At 72.2% G+C, this 15,295-nt stretch carries 12 protein-coding genes; 7 read left to right on the plus strand and 5 right to left on the minus strand.

What is annotated here, in order from left to right:
- Positions 1 to 13 precede the first annotated feature (13 nt).
- The 3 genes from VH914_07935 to VH914_07945 all read left to right on the plus strand — a co-directional run bounded on the left by VH914_07935 (position 14) and on the right by VH914_07945 (position 5,032).
- Positions 14 to 1,177, plus strand: coding sequence for a hypothetical protein (locus tag VH914_07935; protein ID HEX4491118.1), 1,164 nt, complete (start codon positions 14 to 16; stop codon positions 1,175 to 1,177).
- A gap of 172 nt (positions 1,178 to 1,349) precedes the next feature.
- A complete protein-coding gene (locus VH914_07940) occupies positions 1,350 to 2,993 on the plus strand; it encodes an acyl-CoA synthetase (protein HEX4491119.1) in 1,644 nt (547 codons plus the stop codon).
- The gene (locus VH914_07945; GenBank protein HEX4491120.1) at positions 2,990 to 5,032 is read left to right on the plus strand and encodes a thioredoxin domain-containing protein; all 2,043 of its coding nucleotides are present in this window, start codon (positions 2,990 to 2,992) and stop codon (positions 5,030 to 5,032) included. Before VH914_07940 ends, VH914_07945 begins: the two co-directional genes overlap by 4 nt.
- Positions 5,033 to 5,138: 106 nt before the next feature.
- On the opposite strand, the gene VH914_07950 is transcribed toward VH914_07945, so the two are convergent.
- From VH914_07950 to VH914_07970, 5 genes are all read right to left on the minus strand, one after another.
- The gene (locus tag VH914_07950; GenBank protein HEX4491121.1) at positions 5,139 to 5,822 is read right to left on the minus strand and encodes a hypothetical protein; all 684 of its coding nucleotides are present in this window, start codon (positions 5,820 to 5,822) and stop codon (positions 5,139 to 5,141) included.
- Positions 5,823 to 5,882: 60 nt separating this feature from the next.
- A complete protein-coding gene (locus VH914_07955; protein ID HEX4491122.1) occupies positions 5,883 to 6,275 on the minus strand; it encodes a nuclear transport factor 2 family protein in 393 nt (130 codons plus the stop codon).
- Between the two features lie 64 nt (positions 6,276 to 6,339).
- Positions 6,340 to 7,146 carry a PPK2 family polyphosphate kinase gene (locus tag VH914_07960; GenBank protein ID HEX4491123.1) on the minus strand — a complete coding sequence of 269 codons (807 nt, stop codon included), beginning with the start codon at positions 7,144 to 7,146 and terminating at the stop codon, positions 6,340 to 6,342.
- Between the two features lie 25 nt (positions 7,147 to 7,171).
- Positions 7,172 to 10,243: a hypothetical protein gene (locus tag VH914_07965; protein HEX4491124.1), complete on the minus strand. Its 3,072-nt coding sequence runs from the start codon at positions 10,241 to 10,243 to the stop codon at positions 7,172 to 7,174.
- A 117-nt stretch (positions 10,244 to 10,360) separates the two neighbouring features.
- Positions 10,361 to 11,857, minus strand: a complete 1,497-nt coding sequence (locus tag VH914_07970; GenBank protein HEX4491125.1) for a CoA-acylating methylmalonate-semialdehyde dehydrogenase — start codon at positions 11,855 to 11,857, stop codon at positions 10,361 to 10,363.
- Positions 11,858 to 11,947: 90 nt separating this feature from the next.
- On the opposite strand from VH914_07970, the gene VH914_07975 reads away from it, so the two are divergent.
- From VH914_07975 to VH914_07990, 4 genes are all read left to right on the plus strand, one after another.
- Complete coding sequence (locus tag VH914_07975; protein HEX4491126.1) at positions 11,948 to 12,844, plus strand: hypothetical protein; 897 nt, start codon at positions 11,948 to 11,950, stop codon at positions 12,842 to 12,844.
- Positions 12,845 to 12,887: 43 nt separating this feature from the next.
- Entirely contained in the window at positions 12,888 to 13,937 is a 1,050-nt protein-coding gene (locus tag VH914_07980; GenBank protein ID HEX4491127.1) for an alcohol dehydrogenase catalytic domain-containing protein, read from the plus strand.
- Entirely contained in the window at positions 13,934 to 14,386 is a 453-nt protein-coding gene (locus VH914_07985) for a hypothetical protein (GenBank protein ID HEX4491128.1), read from the plus strand. The genes VH914_07980 and VH914_07985 overlap by 4 nt, the downstream gene beginning before the upstream one ends.
- A 122-nt stretch (positions 14,387 to 14,508) precedes the next feature.
- On the plus strand, positions 14,509 to 15,291 hold the full coding sequence (locus VH914_07990) for an enoyl-CoA hydratase-related protein (protein ID HEX4491129.1): 783 nt from the start codon (positions 14,509 to 14,511) through the stop codon (positions 15,289 to 15,291).
- Positions 15,292 to 15,295 lie beyond the last annotated feature (4 nt).

Below are 15,295 nucleotides of genomic sequence, written 5' to 3' on the forward strand. Positions count from 1 at the left end.
GGCCGCGTCCGTCGTGTGCGACACGCTCTGCGTCCGGCTGCCCGACCGGATGCTGTTCGCGAAGAGCTCGGACCGGCCGTTCGACGAGCCCCAAGTCGTCGAGTCCCGCGCCCGGCGGGCTTCGAGCGCGGGCGGACTGCGCATGCAATACGTCACCGTCCCCGACACCGGCGGCGCGGCCGCGATCGTGTCGCGCCCCACGTGGCTGCGCGGGGCGGAGCACGGCGTGAACGAGCATCGCGTCGCGATCGGCAACGAGAAGATCTGGACGATCGACGATCCGCGCGGCGAGCCGCCCGCGTTGATCGGCATGGACCTCGTCGCGCTCGTGCTCGATCGCGCGCGCGACGCCGACGAGGGGTTGGTGGTACTCACGGCGCTGCTCGCGGAGCACGGTCAGGGGGGCAGCGGCGAGGCCGACCGCGACACGCCGTATTGGTCGTCGTTCCTGATCGCCGATCCGCTGCGCGCGTGGATCGTGGAGACGAGCGGTCGGCGCTACGCGGCCCGGCCCGCGGCGGCCGGCGACTCGATCTCGAACCGCGTGAGCATCGGAACCGACTGGACCGTCGCGTCCGACGACGTCGCACCGGGCACCGACATCGACTCGTGGCGCAGCCCACGCATCCCGACCGGCATCGCCGACCACCGTCTCGCGGCGACGCGCGCCTGCGTGAGCTCGGCGTCCACACCGCGCGAGCTCGTCACGACGCTGCGGCATCACGGGCGCCGACCCTGGGGCGCGCCGGGAGCCGACGCGCGCGACGCCGACGCGCCGCCGATCGAGATCGGCGACGACTTCGCGGGCATCACGGTGTGCATGCACACGCGCGGCGCCGACACGACCACGGCCGCGATGGTCTGCGACCTCCCCGTCGATCCCGACGAACCGGTTCGCGCCTGGTTCGCGCTCGGCAGCCCGTGCGTCAGCGTGTTCGTGCCCGCGTTCCCACCCTTCGTCGCACCCGAGCTCGCCGACGCGCGCCAGTGGCAGCGATTTGCCGCGCTGCGGGACCGCGTCGAGACCGACGGTGACGCGCTCGCCGCCGTCCGCGCCGAGCTCGCACCCGTCGAAGCCGACCTCTGGGAACAGGCCGCCACGTGCGCCGATCACGAGGCTTTCGCGGCGCGCGCCTTCGCCCCCGTCGACGCCGCGTTGCGTCGTCTTGGCGTGTGAGCGTTCTCGCGCGTCGGACGCGCGAGAACGGGCGGGTCGCTCCTCGGCCCGTCCGACCCGTGGCTGAGGCGTCGAGAAGGGCGAAGCTTGCGAGCCCGACCATGAGAATCGACCGCTCGCGCGGTCGGCCACTACGGTCCGCGGACCGCATACCGGTCCGAGCGGAGCACGGATGCAGTTCAACCTGGCCGATCTCTGGGAACGTGTCGCCGACACCGTGCCGGACAGCGCGGCCGTCGTCGATGGCACTCGTCGCTACACGTTCGCCGATGTCGACCGCCGCGCGACGCAACTCGCGCACGCGCTCGCGGCGCGCGGCATCGGCCCGGGCGATCACGTCGCGGTCTACCTCTACAACTCGACCGAGTACCTCGAGACGATGCTCGCCGCGTTCAAGATCCGCGCGGTGCCGATCAACGTCAACTACCGCTACGTCCAGGACGAGCTGCGCTACCTGTTCAACGACTGCGACGCGCGCGCCGTCGTCTTCCACGCCGAGTTCGCGCCGAAGCTCGACGCGATCCGCGCGTCGCTGCCGTTGCTCGAGACGTTCGTGTGCGTCGACGACGGCACGGGTGACCTCGAGACCACGGACGGGCTCGGCGCGGTCGAGTACGAAGCCGCGCTCGCGGCCGAGCCCACGGCGCGCGACTTCGCGCCGCGCTCGAACGACGACCTGTACATCCTCTACACCGGTGGCACGACCGGGATGCCGAAGGGCGTCATGTGGCGCCACCAGGACGTCTTCTTCGGCGCGATGGGTGGCGCGGGCGGTGGCGGCGCACCGGTGGCGACGCCCGAGGAGATCGCCGAGCGCTGCCTCGTTCCCCGCACCCGTTGCGTGCCCGCGTGCCCGTTCATGCACGGCACCGCGCACTGGATGGCGTTCTCCACGCTGTTCCTCGGCGGCAGCGTCGTCATCCCGACCGAGCACACGCTCGTGCCCGTGAAGCTCTGGGGCCTGATCGAGCGCGAGCAGGCGAGCTTCCTCGTGATCGTCGGCGACGCGTTCGCGCGTCCGCTGCTCGATGCGCTCGACTCCGACGCGACACCGAACGCGTCGCACATCGACCTCTCGTCGCTCCGCGTCATCCTCTCGGGCGGCGCGATCCTCTCGCCCGCGTTGAAGCGCGCACTCGTCGAGCGGCTGCCCGGCGTGCTCGTCGTCGACGGCTTCGGCGCATCGGAGACCGGCGGCCAGGGCCAGAGCATCACGGTCGCCGGCGGTCCGATCGCGCCGGCACCGACGTTCACCGTGAACGACGAGACCACCGTGCTCGACGAGCAGCTGCACCCGCTGCCCGCCGGCGTCATCGGACTCCTCGCGCGGCGTGGTCACATCCCGCTCGGGTATTACAAGGACCCGGTGAAGACCGCAGCAACGTTCCCGACCGTCGACGGCGTGCGCTGGTCCGTGCCCGGCGATCACGCGCGCATCGAGGACAACGGCTCGATCACGCTGCTCGGGCGCGGCTCGGTGTCGATCAACACCGGTGGCGAGAAGGTGTACCCGGAGGAAGTCGAGTCCGCGTTGAAGGCGCTCGACGTAGTGTTCGATGCCGTCGTCGTCGGTGTACCGGACGAGCGCTTCGGCGAGCGGGTCGTCGCCGTCGTGCAGACACGCGACGGCACCGAGCCCGACCGCGACGCGCTGCGCGAGCGGCTGCGCGGTCAGCTCGCGGGCTACAAGGTCCCGCGCGAGGTCGTCGCAGTCGATCAGATCGTGCGCTCGCCTTCGGGGAAGCCCGACTACCGCTGGGCGCGTGGTATCGCCATCGACCGGCTCGGCGCGACACCGGGCACCGAGGGGCGATGAACCGGCTCGCGCAGGAGTCGAGCCCGTACCTCCGGCAGCACGCCGACAACCCCGTCGACTGGTACCCCTGGGGCGACGAGGCGCAGGCGCGGGCCCACGAGCTCGACCGCCCGATCTTCCTGTCGATCGGCTACAGCGCGTGCCACTGGTGTCACGTGATGGCGCACGAATCGTTCGAGGATCCCGCGATCGCGGCGCACATGAACGACCGCTTCGTGAACGTGAAGGTCGACCGCGAGGAACGCCCCGACGTCGACGCGGTGTACATGCAGGCGGTGCAGGCCCTGACCGGCAGCGGCGGCTGGCCGATGAGCGTGTGGCTCACTCCCGACGGCCGGCCGTTCTACGCGGGCACCTACTTCCCGCCCGTCGAGCGGCACGGCATGCCGAGCTTCACGCGCGTCATCGATGCGGTCTCGGACGCGTGGAGCACGCGCCGCGACGAGTTGCTCGACGCCGCAGATCAGATCTCGGGCGCGATCGCGCGCTCGATCGTCCCGGAGAGTACGGGCGAGCCGGACGCGTCGGTCCTCACGAACGCGGTCGAGAGCTTGCGCGCGAGCTTCGATCCGCGATTCGGCGGCTTCGGGCGCGCACCGAAGTTCCCGCCCGCGATGGCACTGGCGTTCCTGTGCGGCCGCGCCGCGGTCGATCCGACGTTCGCGAGCCTCGAGATGATCACGACGACGCTCGACGCGATGGCTGCGGGCGGCATGTACGACCAGCTCGGCGGCGGCTTCGCGCGCTACTCGACCGACACGTACTGGCTCGTGCCCCACTTCGAGAAGATGCTCTACGACAACGCCCTGCTCCTGCGCGCGTACACGCAGGGCTGGCTGATCACGCGCGAGGCACGGTACGCGCGCGTCGTCGACGAGACGATCGGGTACCTCCTGCGCGACCTGCGCCGCCCCGGCGGCGGGTTCGCGTCCGCGGAGGACGCCGACTCCGAAGGCGAGGAAGGCCGCTTCTACGTGTGGTCGCGCGCGGAGCTCGAGGAGGTCTGCGGCGACGACGCGGCGGAGGCGATCCGCTACTGGGGCGTGACCGACGGCGGGAACTTCGAGGGCCGCAACATCCTCCACGTCGTCGACCCGCACGAGGAACCGCCCGACGCGGTGCAGCGCGCCCGCGCCGCGCTCCTCGCGCACCGCGAGCAACGCGTGCGCCCCGGACTCGACGACAAGGTTCTCCTCGCCTGGAACGCGCTCGCGGTGCGCGCGCTCGCCGAGGCCGGCGCCGCGTTCGACCGCCCCGAGTGGATCGACGCGGCGCGCGAGACCACGCGCTTCCTCCTGACGAGCCTCCGCCGCGCCGACGGCCGGCTCCTGCGTTCGTGGCAGGAGACCGCGCCCGAGCTCGAAGGTCAGGGCCGCGCCCGTCATCTCGCGTATGCGGACGACTACGCCGCCCTGCTCGCCGCGCTGATCACGCTCGCCGAGATCGACGACCCTGCCGGGCTGACCGACGCGATCGCGGTCGCCGACGCGCTCGTCGACCTCTTCCACGATGACGCCGGCGGCTTCTTCACGACCGGCTCGGACGCGCCCGCGCTGATCGTGCGGCCCAAGGATTACGAGGACAACGCGACGCCGTCGGAGAACTCGCTCGCCGCGCACGCGCTGCTCCGTCTCGCCGCGCTCACCGGCGAGCCGCGCTACGAAGCCCTCGCGGCCGAGGTCGTCGACGCGCTCGCGCCGCTCGCGTCACAGCACGCGGTCGCGTTCGGCGAGCTGCTCCAGGCGATCGAACGGCGCGTGAGCGCGCCGCTCGAGATCGCGATCGTCGGCGCGCCCGACGACCCCGCGACGACCGCGCTCCGGCGCGCGGTCACGGGTCGACTCCTCCCGACCGCGGTCGTGCTCGTCGCCGCGCCCGGCGCCGACGACGCACGGATCAGCCCGCTGCTCGCCGATCGTCCCCTCGTCGACGGCCGACCCGCGGCCTACGTGTGCGAGCGCTTCGCCTGCCGCGCGCCGGTCACCGAACCCGACGCGCTCCGCGCCGAGCTCGACCGGGTGATGGGCGTGACGAGCTGACCCGACCGGGCGGTTCGCTTCGCGGATCGCCCGCGCCGCTCCCATCCCGCGTCGGGAGCGGCGAGCGAAGCGAGTGCGACCAGAGAGCTCAGACAGCTCAGAGAGCTCAGACCGCGACGACGGTGAAGCTGCCGTCGGCGAGGGCCTCGGCGACGGCCCAACCGAAGGCGATCATCGCCTCGCCCTTGGCCGGCTCGTGACTGCCGACGAGCTCGACGACCTTCGCGCCGCCGGTCGCCTTCACCGGCGCGGCGTCGAGGATCGGAACGACTGACGGGCGACGACCGGGCACCTTGATGCGGAACGTGCGGTCGTCGAACTGACCCTCGTTGCCGAAGCGCTTCGCGAGCCTGCGACCCCACGCGCGCTCTTCGCCCGACGGGTTGTACGCGGGACGCGGCACGACGTTCGTGTAGCTCGTCAGCAGCGTGTACGCCGCGGGATGCGCGAGACGCGTCGCGACGAGCACGTCCTCGTCGGGAAACGAGATCGCGGCGCGGCGTGCGAGCTCACCGGTCATGAGCTTGAGCGCGGCGGCCGCGTTCTTGCCCTTCCGGCTCGCGCCCAGGCCCCAGAGGATCGAGGGCGTGCCCCCGATTCGCTCGAGCGAACCGAACATGAACGACTGGAGGTCGCCGTCGACGGTGACCAGCACGGCCAACGGGAAATGCTCGACCTGATGATCGAGCTGCTCGTCCTTCAGAGGGAGGCCGGCTGACTGGAGGAGCAATCCGAACTCGTCGAGCTCGGCCGGCTTCAGCGAGATGGAGTCACGGGAGTCAACGTGCATCGCGTATCTATTGTGGCCGACGCGGAGACCCCCGGGAAAGTCGTAGACCCGCTCCCGGCGTCACGACGCCGACGCCGGGCGAGCCTTCTCCAGCTCCCAGTAGGCCTTGCCGGTGACAATCCGGCCGTCACCGTCGAACGAGAAGACGTCGACCGCGTCGATGACCATCCCGGCTCCGCCGACCACTGTGTGGATCTCCATCACGAGCGCCGCCTCGGTGCCGCACACGTGCACGTGGATCGGCCGCAGCTCGATCGAGTCGGCCATCGAGTGGGCGGTGTCCCAGAACGCGCCGACGCCGTCGTGACCGTGATGGGTCGGGGTGCCGACCGGGTCGGTCCATTCGGCGGTCGGTGCGAAGCACGCGAGCAGCGCGTCGCGGTCGTTCGCCTTGTACGCGGCGACATAGGCGCCGACGGTCGCGCGGATCTGTTCGGGTGACGGTGCGCTCATCGTCGGGACAGTACGGCACCCGGTCCCCGCGCCGCGGCGAGCGGAGCGCCGCGCGCGACCGGAGCTACGGGATCACCGTGCCCTCGACGCCGGGCGGCTCGGGCGGGAGCTGCGGCTTCATCTCCTCCAGCACCTCGACCATGATCGAGGAGATCGCGAAGTTGCGGACCCACTTGTGATCGCCGGGCACGACGTACCACGGCGCCGCGGCGGTCGATGTCGCGGTGATCGCCTTGGCGTACGCGGTCTGGTACTCGTCCCAGTGCTCACGGGCTTCGAGGTCGGCACGATCGAACTTCCAGCGCTTCTCGGGATCGTCGACGCGCGCCTGGAGGCGGCGCCGCTGCTCCGCCTTCGAGATGTGCAGGAAGACCTTCACGACCGCGGTGCCCTGCGACACGAGCAGGTGCTCGAAGTCGTTGATCATCCCGAAGCGCGCCCCGCGCTCGTCGTCGTCGATGAGCCCGAGCACGTGGGTGGTGACGACGTCCTCGTAGTGCGACCGGTTGAAGATCCCGATCTCGCCCTTGCGCGGGCACACGCGGTGCACGCGCCACAGGAAGTCGTGCTCGCGCTCGACGTCGTTCGGTGCCTTGAACGACGCGACCCGGCAGCCCTGCGGGTTCACACCCGAGAACACGTGACGGATCGTGCCGTCCTTGCCGCCGGCGTCGAGACCCTGCAGCACGAGCAGCACGCTCCGGCGCCGCTCGCCCCACAGGTGGTTCTGCAGCAGCGCGAGCCGGTCGACGTGCGCCTGCGCGAGGGGCGCAGTGGTCGACTTGTCGCGCAGCCCGAGCTTGCGGTCGGTGGCCGAATCGAGCGGGGCATCACCCGACGCCCGCAATCGCGAGCGCATCGACTTCGCCACCGCGGCAGCCTACGGCGATGGTTCGCTAGCCGCGCGAGCGCCGGCGGCTGCGCACACCGGCCTCGAGGATCGCGCACTCGATGCACATCGAGCTCCGGCGACCCCGCGGGGTCACGAGGCACTCGTCGCACGCGGGCTCGCCGCAACGCGCGCACCGCTTGCGGGTGACGACACCGACGTGACGCACGCACACTGCGAGCGGTTCGGAGCCCGACGGCAGCGGCGCGGCGGGCTCGATCGGCGCGTCCCGCTCGCGCGAGGTGTCGAACCGACCTTCCCAGGGCGGAGCCTGCGGGACGGGCTTGTGCTTGCGCCGGCGCGTGTGCGGCGGCTTCCACGGACCCGTCGCGCGATCGGGCTGCGGTTCCTCGCGCCGGATCTTCGGCTGGGGCTCGGGCTTCGGCTCGCGCTTGGCCCTCGGCTCGGGCTTCGGCTTCGGCGCCTTCTTGGCCTTCGGCTCGCGGCGGGCGACGACCTCTTCGCGGTCGACGAACAGGTCGTCGAGCGGGTTGCGCTTCGCCTGCGTCCGCTCGACGGGCTCGATCGGCGACTCGACGGGCGCAGCCGCGACGGCCTCCACGGGCGGCGCCGGCGGGGCGGGTTCGACGGCCTCGACCGGCGGCGCCGGCGTGCTCGCGGCGGGCGGCTTCGGCTCCTCGTGCGCCTCGCGGTCGAAGAGCGCGGGTCGACGCACCTCGGCCACCGGCGCCTCGACGACGGGCCGCGAAGCGACCGGCGCCTGCGGCACGGCGGCGACGGGCGTCACGGGCTCGGGCTCCGGCTCGGGCGCGTTCGCAACGACCGGTTCCGCGGGCGCGGCCGGCTCGGGCTGCGTGACCTCGGGCTCCGCCCGGTGCGCAAAGAAGTCGGGCACGGGCTGCTCGGCGAGCCGCTTGGCGGCGGCGAGCGCCTCGGTGTCACCGAAGAAGTCGGCGGCGGGCCGCGAGTCGGCCGCGGCGGCGACGTCGCCGCTGGCGGGCGCCGACCCCTCCCAACCGAAGCGCAGCTTCGTCGGCGCGGGCGCCCACGCCGGGCGGGACCGCACGATGGGCGCGTCGTCGCTCATCGCCGAACCGGCGAGGGCGGGCTTCGCATCGGGCGACGGCTCGCGCACCACTTCGGGTACGGGCTCGGGCTCGGGCTCGGACTCGGGCAGGCTCGCAAACGCGGGCTCCACCGGGACGACCGGCTCGGCCACCACGACCGGCTCGGCCACCACGACCGCCTCGACCTCGACCTGCGCCGCGGCCGGAGCGGCAGGAGCGCCAGGAGCGGCGGGAACCTCGGGCACCGCCGGAACGTCGGCGACCTCAAGGGCTTCGGGGGCTTCGATCTCGACGCTCGCGACGACTTCGGGTTCGGTCGCGAACGCGACCGCGGGCGCGACCTCGGCCTCGAACGTCGGCGCCACCGCGACCTCGGCCTCGATCTCGGGGACCTCGTCGACCGCGGGCTCGACGCCCTCGTACTGCGCCGCTTCGACGTCGGCCGGCGTCCAGACGACCCCGTTGATACCGAGCTCCTCGGCCCAGCGCACGACCGCGTCGGCCTCGGTGACGATGACGACCTGGCGACGACGCGACAGCGTCGACAACGTGTCGAGCAGCGTCGCGAGCGCGTTCCCGCCAACGTCGTCGAAGCACTCCCCGACGACCACGGGCGGACCCGAGAGCTCGACGAGCACGCTCATCGCGTCGGTCAGCTCCCGTGGCTCCGCCGTGCCGAGGGTGACCGGCGCTTCACGTCCCGCGAGCGTGCCGCCGCTGACGCTGGCGATGAGGTCGCGCTCTGCGGCGGCGAGCTCGTTCTCGGCCAGGTCGAGCTGCTCGTCGAGGCGCGTGCCTTCGGCTTCGATCTCTTCGAGCTCGGCGCGCAACGCCGAGTGGTGGGCGCGGCGCGACTGGCCGCCCTGGAGGTGACGCTCGGCGGCGACGATCGGGTCGTCCCCGGCGGGAACCTCGGCCTCCCGGAGCGCAGCTCGGAGCCGGTCGCGCGCCGCGTTCGACGGCGTCTCGGTGAGCCCGGTGCGCAGCTCCGCGCCGACGTCGGGCCCGGGCAACCGGCCCAGCAGCCGCGCCACGCGCGCGCGCAGGTCGAGCTCTCGTTCCGAGAGCAGCACGAACACCTGCTCGCGGTCGCGGGCGCGCGCGAGCGCGGCGTCCGCGGTGACGAGCGCGGCCTCGTCGTGCGCGGCGTCGTCCTGACCGCGGCCTTCCGCCATCGCGAGGAGGAACGTCGCGTAGCTCTCGAAGCCGATCTCGCGGAGCGCGACCCGTTCGGCTTCGACGGCTTCGGCCACGAGCTGACCGGCCGCCTTGCGCTCACCGCGACGGGCGTTGTCGAGTCCCGACGCGAGCCGCTCGACCGCGGCGTGCGCCTCCTGCACCCGCCGCACCGAGGCGGGATCGATCTTCGAGGCCGAGGCCTCGACGTCGGCTTCCTCGCGCTGCGCGATGCGCGTCCGAACTGCCTCGAGGTTGGCTTCGGCGCGCTCGACGGTCGGGCCACCGCTGCTGGCCTTGCGCTCGACGACGAGCGCGTCCCACTCGTCGACCAGCGCGCTCATCAGCGGGTTGGGACTGATCGAGTCGGGCACGCGCGCAGCGGCGAGCAGTCGCTCGAGCTCGCTGTCGTCGACCCCCGCGACCTGCGTGATCTCGGCTTCGATGTCGTCGGCGCGCATCGACAGCTGCTCGAGCCGGTCGACCAGCTGATCGCGGCGCGCGAGCGCGGCTTCACGGCGGGAGGCGCGCGCGGCGCGCTTGCCGACGTCGGCCGCGGCGTCGGCCGCGCGCTTGCGAGCGATCTCGGCCACGAGCATCGGGCCGCGCAGCACGAACGGCCGCTCGTCGGCGGCGGCGAGCGCTTCGGGCAGCTCGAGCACCCGGCCGCCGATCTCGATCGTCCCCGTCGCTTCGGGTCCGAGCGGCGCGCCGAGCCGGCCGAGGCTCTCCACCACGGTGTCGGACGCGTCGCGACCGAACCCGGTGACCACGGTCAGCAACGGGTGCAGGACCAGCACGGGCACGGCCGGATGCAGCCCCCTGATCTCGAGCAGGCGGCGGCGGTCGGCCTCGGGAAGCGGAACGGCCATCATCGGGACTCAGATCGGCAGGAACCGGTCACGGCTAGAGGACAACGGCAATACTCTCCGTGGCCGCCTCCGGGCGCGATCCGTCGCACACCGGAGCCATACCCGCGGCGAGCCCCGGGCTCAACGGTTCTGGGGGAAGCCGAGGTCGGGCCCACGGGTCGCAGGGTCGGCGAAGCGGCTGGTCACGACCTTGCCGCGGGTGTAGAAGCGGACGCCCTCCGCCCCATGGACGTGGGTGTCGCCGAACAGGGAGGCGCCCCACCCGCCGAACGAGTAGTACGCCATCGGGACCGGGATCGGGATGTTGATGCCCACCATCCCGGCCTCGACCTCGAACTGGAAGCGGCGGGCGGCGCCTCCGTCACGGGTGAAGAGCGCCACGCCGTTGCCGTACGGGCTCTCGTTCACCAGCCGCACGGCGTCCTCGTAGGAGCCGGCCCGCACGACGTTCAGGACCGGGCCGAAGATCTCCTCGGTGTAGATCGACATGTCCGGGCGGACGTGGTCGAACAGGCAGGGCCCGAGCCAGAAGCCGTCGGCGCGGCCTTCCACGTTCAGGCCCCGGCCGTCGACCACGAGTGCCGCACCGGACGCCACGCCCGCGTCGACGAGCGACACCACGCGATCGCGGTGCGCGCCGGTGACGAGCGGACCCATGTCGGCGTCGGGGTCGGTGCCGTCGGCGACCCGCACCGCGTCGATGCGCTCGACGATGCGTCCGACGAGGTCGTCACCGATCGGGTCGACCGCGACGACGACCGAGATCGCCATGCAGCGCTCCCCCGCCGACCCGAAGCCCGCGCTCACCGCGGCGTCGGCCGCGGCGTCGAGATCGGCGTCGGGGAGCACGATCATGTGGTTCTTCGCGCCGCCGAGCGCCTGCACCCGCTTCCCGTTCGCCGCCGCGGTCGCGTAGATGTACTTCGCGACCGGCGTCGATCCGACGAACGAGATCGCGGCGACATCGGGATGCGCGAGCAACGCGTCGACTGCTTCCCGATCGCCCTGCACGACGTTGAAGACACCGTCGGGAAGTCCCGCCTCTCGCCACAGCTCCGCGATGAGCAACGACGCCGACGGGTCGCGCTCCGACGGCTTGAGCACGAACGCGTTGCCACACGCGATCGCGATGGGGAACATCCACATGGGCACCATCGCCGGGAAGTTGAACGGCGTGATGCCCGCGACGACACCGAGCGGCTGACGAATCGAGTACACGTCGGTGTCGGTCGAGACCTGTTCGGAGTGATCGCCCGCCAGGAGGTGCGGGATCCCGCACGCGAACTCGACGACCTCGATGCCGCGCGCCACCTCGCCGCGCGCGTCGGAGAGCACCTTCCCGTGCTCGGCCGTGATGCGGGCGGCGAGCTCGTCCTTGCGCTGCTCGAGCTGCTCGCGCAGTGCGAACAGCACACGCGCGCGCCGGCTGAGCGACACCGAGCGCCACTCGCGGGCGGCGGCGCGGGCGCTCTGGACGACGGTGTCGACGTCGGCCGCGGCGGCGAGCGCCACCCGAGCGGTCACCTCGCCGGTCGCGGGGTTCGTCACCGCGCCGAACCGGCCCGACGTGCCGTCCCACGCCTTGCCGTCGACCCAGTGCCCGACGTCCACCGCCATCCCCGACTCCCCGTTCGCTCGGCTCAGGGTAACGACCGCCGCGCGGTCGCGGTTGCCGGGCCGCGTGCCGACCCGCGACGATGCGTGCGCGTGATCGACGACGCCACCCTCTCCCGCCGCGCCCGCCTGCTCGGCGCGCACCTCGAACCGTGCATCGGTCAGGTGTACTTCGCGCCCGAGTGCCACTCCGCGTACGAGGCGCTCGGCTTCACCGGCAGCCGTGGCAATGCCGACGGCGTCGCGCTCCCCGATCCGGTCGCGTACTTCACGAGTCGTGGCTCGCTCATGGGCCAGGTCGCGCCGCACGTCGTGGCGGCCGCGTTCGCCGTGTTCAATCCCGAGGTCGTCGCGCCCTGCGTCGAGATGGGCTGGCGACTCACCGACGCGCCGACGATCTTCGCGACGCGGCGCGCGGGCGCGGTCGGCCAACTCGCACGCGTGCTCGGCCCCGCACCCGACGGTGTGGCGCGCGCCGCGGAGCTCCTCGAACGCGCCGCCGCGCCGAACGCCGTCGCCGGCCGGCCCCTCTTCGCGGGCCTGACGAGTCAGTGGGACGACCCCACCGATCCCCTCACGCGCTTCTTCCACCTCGGCGACGAGCTGCGCGAGCTGCGCGGCGACGCGCACACCGCGGCCTGGACCAGCACGGGGCTCGACGCGGTCGAGATCGGATTGTTGACGGAGCTGTTCCTCGGCCTGCCGCTGCGCAGCTACATCCGGACGCGCGCGTGGAGCGACGAGCAGCTCGGCGCCGCCCTCGACCGGCTCTGCGCGCGCGGCTGGGTCGACGGTGACGCGTTCACGGCCGCAGGTCGCGACGCGCGCGAGCAGGTCGAGTGGCGCACCGACGCGCAGATGCGGCCCGCGCTCGAAGCGCTCGGCACCGATTTCGACGAGCTGCTCGCGATCATCACGCCGTGGGGCGCGCAGCTTCGGGCCGCGGGGGCCTACCTGCGCACGCCCGGACAGCTCGTGGGTGCCTCGTGAACGCGCACGCCACCATCCACGACACGGCCGAAGGCGCGAGCGAATGAGCGTGAGCGCGCTCCCCACGATGATGCCGGCCGCGGTCTACCTCGGCGACGGCGTGGTCGAGGCGCAGGAGCTGCCGGTGCCCGAGCTGCAGGACGGCGGCGCGATCGTCGAGGTGTCGCACTGCGGGATCTGCGGCACCGACCTGCACTTCGTGCTCGAAGGGATGGGCCGCAAGGGCGCCGTGTTCGGCCACGAATGGTCGGGCACGCTCGTCGCGCTCGGGCCCGACGCACGGACCGACGTTCCAATGGGCACCACCGTCGTCGCGGCCGACCGTCCCGGATGCGGACGCTGCCGGTCGTGTCGCGCGGGGCGACCGTCGGTGTGCAGCGAACGCGCGGCACCGAACTTCTTCGGTGGCACCGGCGCGTTCGCGCGCTACAAGCACGTCGACGCGTCGTCGTTGTTGCCGCTGCCCGCGGGCGTGTCGTTGCGCGACGCCGCGCTCACCGAGCCGCTCGCGGTCGCGATGCACGCGCACACGCTCTCCGGCGCGCGTCCCGACGACCGCGTGCTGGTGACCGGCGCGGGTCCTGTCGGCACGCTGATGATCGCGGTGCTCAGGGCCGCGGGCATCGACGACATCACGGTGAGCGAGCCCGCGCCGTTGCGACGGGAGCGCGCGGCGGCGCTCGGGGCGCGGGTCGTCAGCCCCGACTCGCTCTCGCGCGCGCCGATGGGCCGCCCCGTCGACGAGGCGTTCACGCTCGCCTTCGAGTGCTCGGGCCGCGCCGTCGCCGCCGAAGCCGCGCTCGACCAGCTCGATCGGGCGGGAACCTTCTTGTTCCTCGGCACCGGCTCCGATGCGCCGCGCGTCAACCACAACCGCGTGATCATCCTCGAGCAGACGATCATGGGCTCGTACAACTACGACGACCACGGCTTCGCGAAGGCGCTCGACCTCATCGCGTCCGGGAAGCTCCCGCTCGATCTCCTGATCGAGCCCGAGGACTTCCCGCTCGATCAGGTCGGCACGACGATGCAGCGGCTCGGCGCGGGTGAGCTCGCGAGCAAGGCGCTCGTCGTGCCGCGGATCGGAGGATGACGATGGGACCGCCGACGCTCAACCACGTTGCGATCAGCGTCGATCCGAGGGTGCTCGACGCGCGCGGGCGCGCCGACATCCTCGGCTTCTTCCACGAGGTGTTCGGCTGGGTCGAGGGCGACAACACCGGCGAGAAGGGCGACCCGCTGATCCTCTACACGGGCGCCTTCGGCCAGTTCGTCTACCTGCTGCCGGCAACGCCCGCGATGGAGGCGCCCCCGCTCGACCACTTCGGTCTGCAGATCGAGAGCGTCGAGGAGCTCGAAGCGATCGTCGCGCGTGCCGCGACGGTGAAGGAGCGCGACGATCGCGTCCGCATCATCGAGCGCTCCGAGCGCACGACGCACGGCGCGACCGACGACTACGTCCTCACGAACGCGTACATCGGCTACCTGCTTCCGCTCATGGTCGAGCTGCAGCATCTCGAGCGGAAGCCGCGTTCGGCGTAATGGACAAGGCCAGCCCGCCGGAACGGCCGGGTCGTCTTTGCGGCCCGGCCGACTCCGAGGCTGAGGCGTCGTGGAGGGCGATGCGTGCGAGCCCGACCAGGCAGAGATAGCAGACTCCTCCGATGCTCCGAATCGAAACGGCCGACCGGGTCCGCACCCTCACGCTCGACCGGCCCGAGGCGCTGAACGCGTTCAACGAGGCGCTCTACGACGAGGTGACGGACGCGCTCATCGCGGCGCACGAGGATCCCGGCGTCGCGGTCGTGTTGATGACCGGCGCGGGGCGCGCGTTCTCCGCCGGCGCCGACCTCTTCGAGATGGCGCGCCACGCGAGCGATCCCGACTTCTCACCGGGCCGGCACGGTTTCGTCGGCATGCTCGACCAACTCATCGACTACGAGAAGCCGTTCCTCCTCGCGATCAACGGCATCGGGCTCGGTATCGGTGCGACGATCATCGGATTCGCCGATCTCGTCTTCATGTCGTCGACCGCGCGACTCCGCTGCCCCTTCACCGATCTCGCGGTCGCGCCCGAGGCCGCGTCGAGCTACACGTTCCCGACGCTGCTCGGGCGTCAGCGCGCGACGTGGATCCTGCTGAGCTCCGAGTGGATCTCGGCGGCGGACTGCGAGCGCTACGGCCTCGTGTTCGAGGTGTGCGAGCCCGACGCGCTGCTCGACACCGCGATGGAGCACGCACGGCTGCTCGCGGAGAAGCCGATCAGCTCACTGCGCGCGTCGAAGCGGCTCATCAACTCGCAGCATCGCGACGCGATCTTCGCGGCGCGCGCCGCCGAGAACGCGGCCTTCCAACACCTCATGGCCGGACCCGCGAACAAGGAAGCGCTCGCCGCGTTCGCGGAGAAGCGCAAGCCCGACTTCACGAACCTGCCGCCGGGTTGGTAGGCGA

Source organism: Acidimicrobiia bacterium (genome assembly GCA_036271555.1).
In the GTDB taxonomy this organism is placed as follows: Bacteria; Actinomycetota; Acidimicrobiia; order IMCC26256; family PALSA-610; genus DATBAK01.

What these genes read in the sequence shown, in the direction of transcription:
- VH914_07980 (HEX4491127.1), top strand. Translation starts at nt 12,888, where the DNA reads ATGAGCGTGAGCGCGCTCCCCACGATGATGCCGGCCGCGGTCTACCTC.
- VH914_07970 (HEX4491125.1), bottom strand. Translation starts at nt 11,857, where the DNA reads ATGGCGGTGGACGTCGGGCACTGGGTCGACGGCAAGGCGTGGGACGGC.
- VH914_07990 (HEX4491129.1), top strand. Translation starts at nt 14,509, where the DNA reads ATGCTCCGAATCGAAACGGCCGACCGGGTCCGCACCCTCACGCTCGAC.
- VH914_07945 (HEX4491120.1), top strand. Translation starts at nt 2,990, where the DNA reads ATGAACCGGCTCGCGCAGGAGTCGAGCCCGTACCTCCGGCAGCACGCC.
- VH914_07965 (HEX4491124.1), bottom strand. Translation starts at nt 10,243, where the DNA reads ATGATGGCCGTTCCGCTTCCCGAGGCCGACCGCCGCCGCCTGCTCGAG.
- VH914_07985 (HEX4491128.1), top strand. Translation starts at nt 13,934, where the DNA reads ATGACGATGGGACCGCCGACGCTCAACCACGTTGCGATCAGCGTCGAT.
- VH914_07955 (HEX4491122.1), bottom strand. Translation starts at nt 6,275, where the DNA reads ATGAGCGCACCGTCACCCGAACAGATCCGCGCGACCGTCGGCGCCTAT.
- VH914_07940 (HEX4491119.1), top strand. Translation starts at nt 1,350, where the DNA reads ATGCAGTTCAACCTGGCCGATCTCTGGGAACGTGTCGCCGACACCGTG.
- VH914_07950 (HEX4491121.1), bottom strand. Translation starts at nt 5,822, where the DNA reads ATGCACGTTGACTCCCGTGACTCCATCTCGCTGAAGCCGGCCGAGCTC.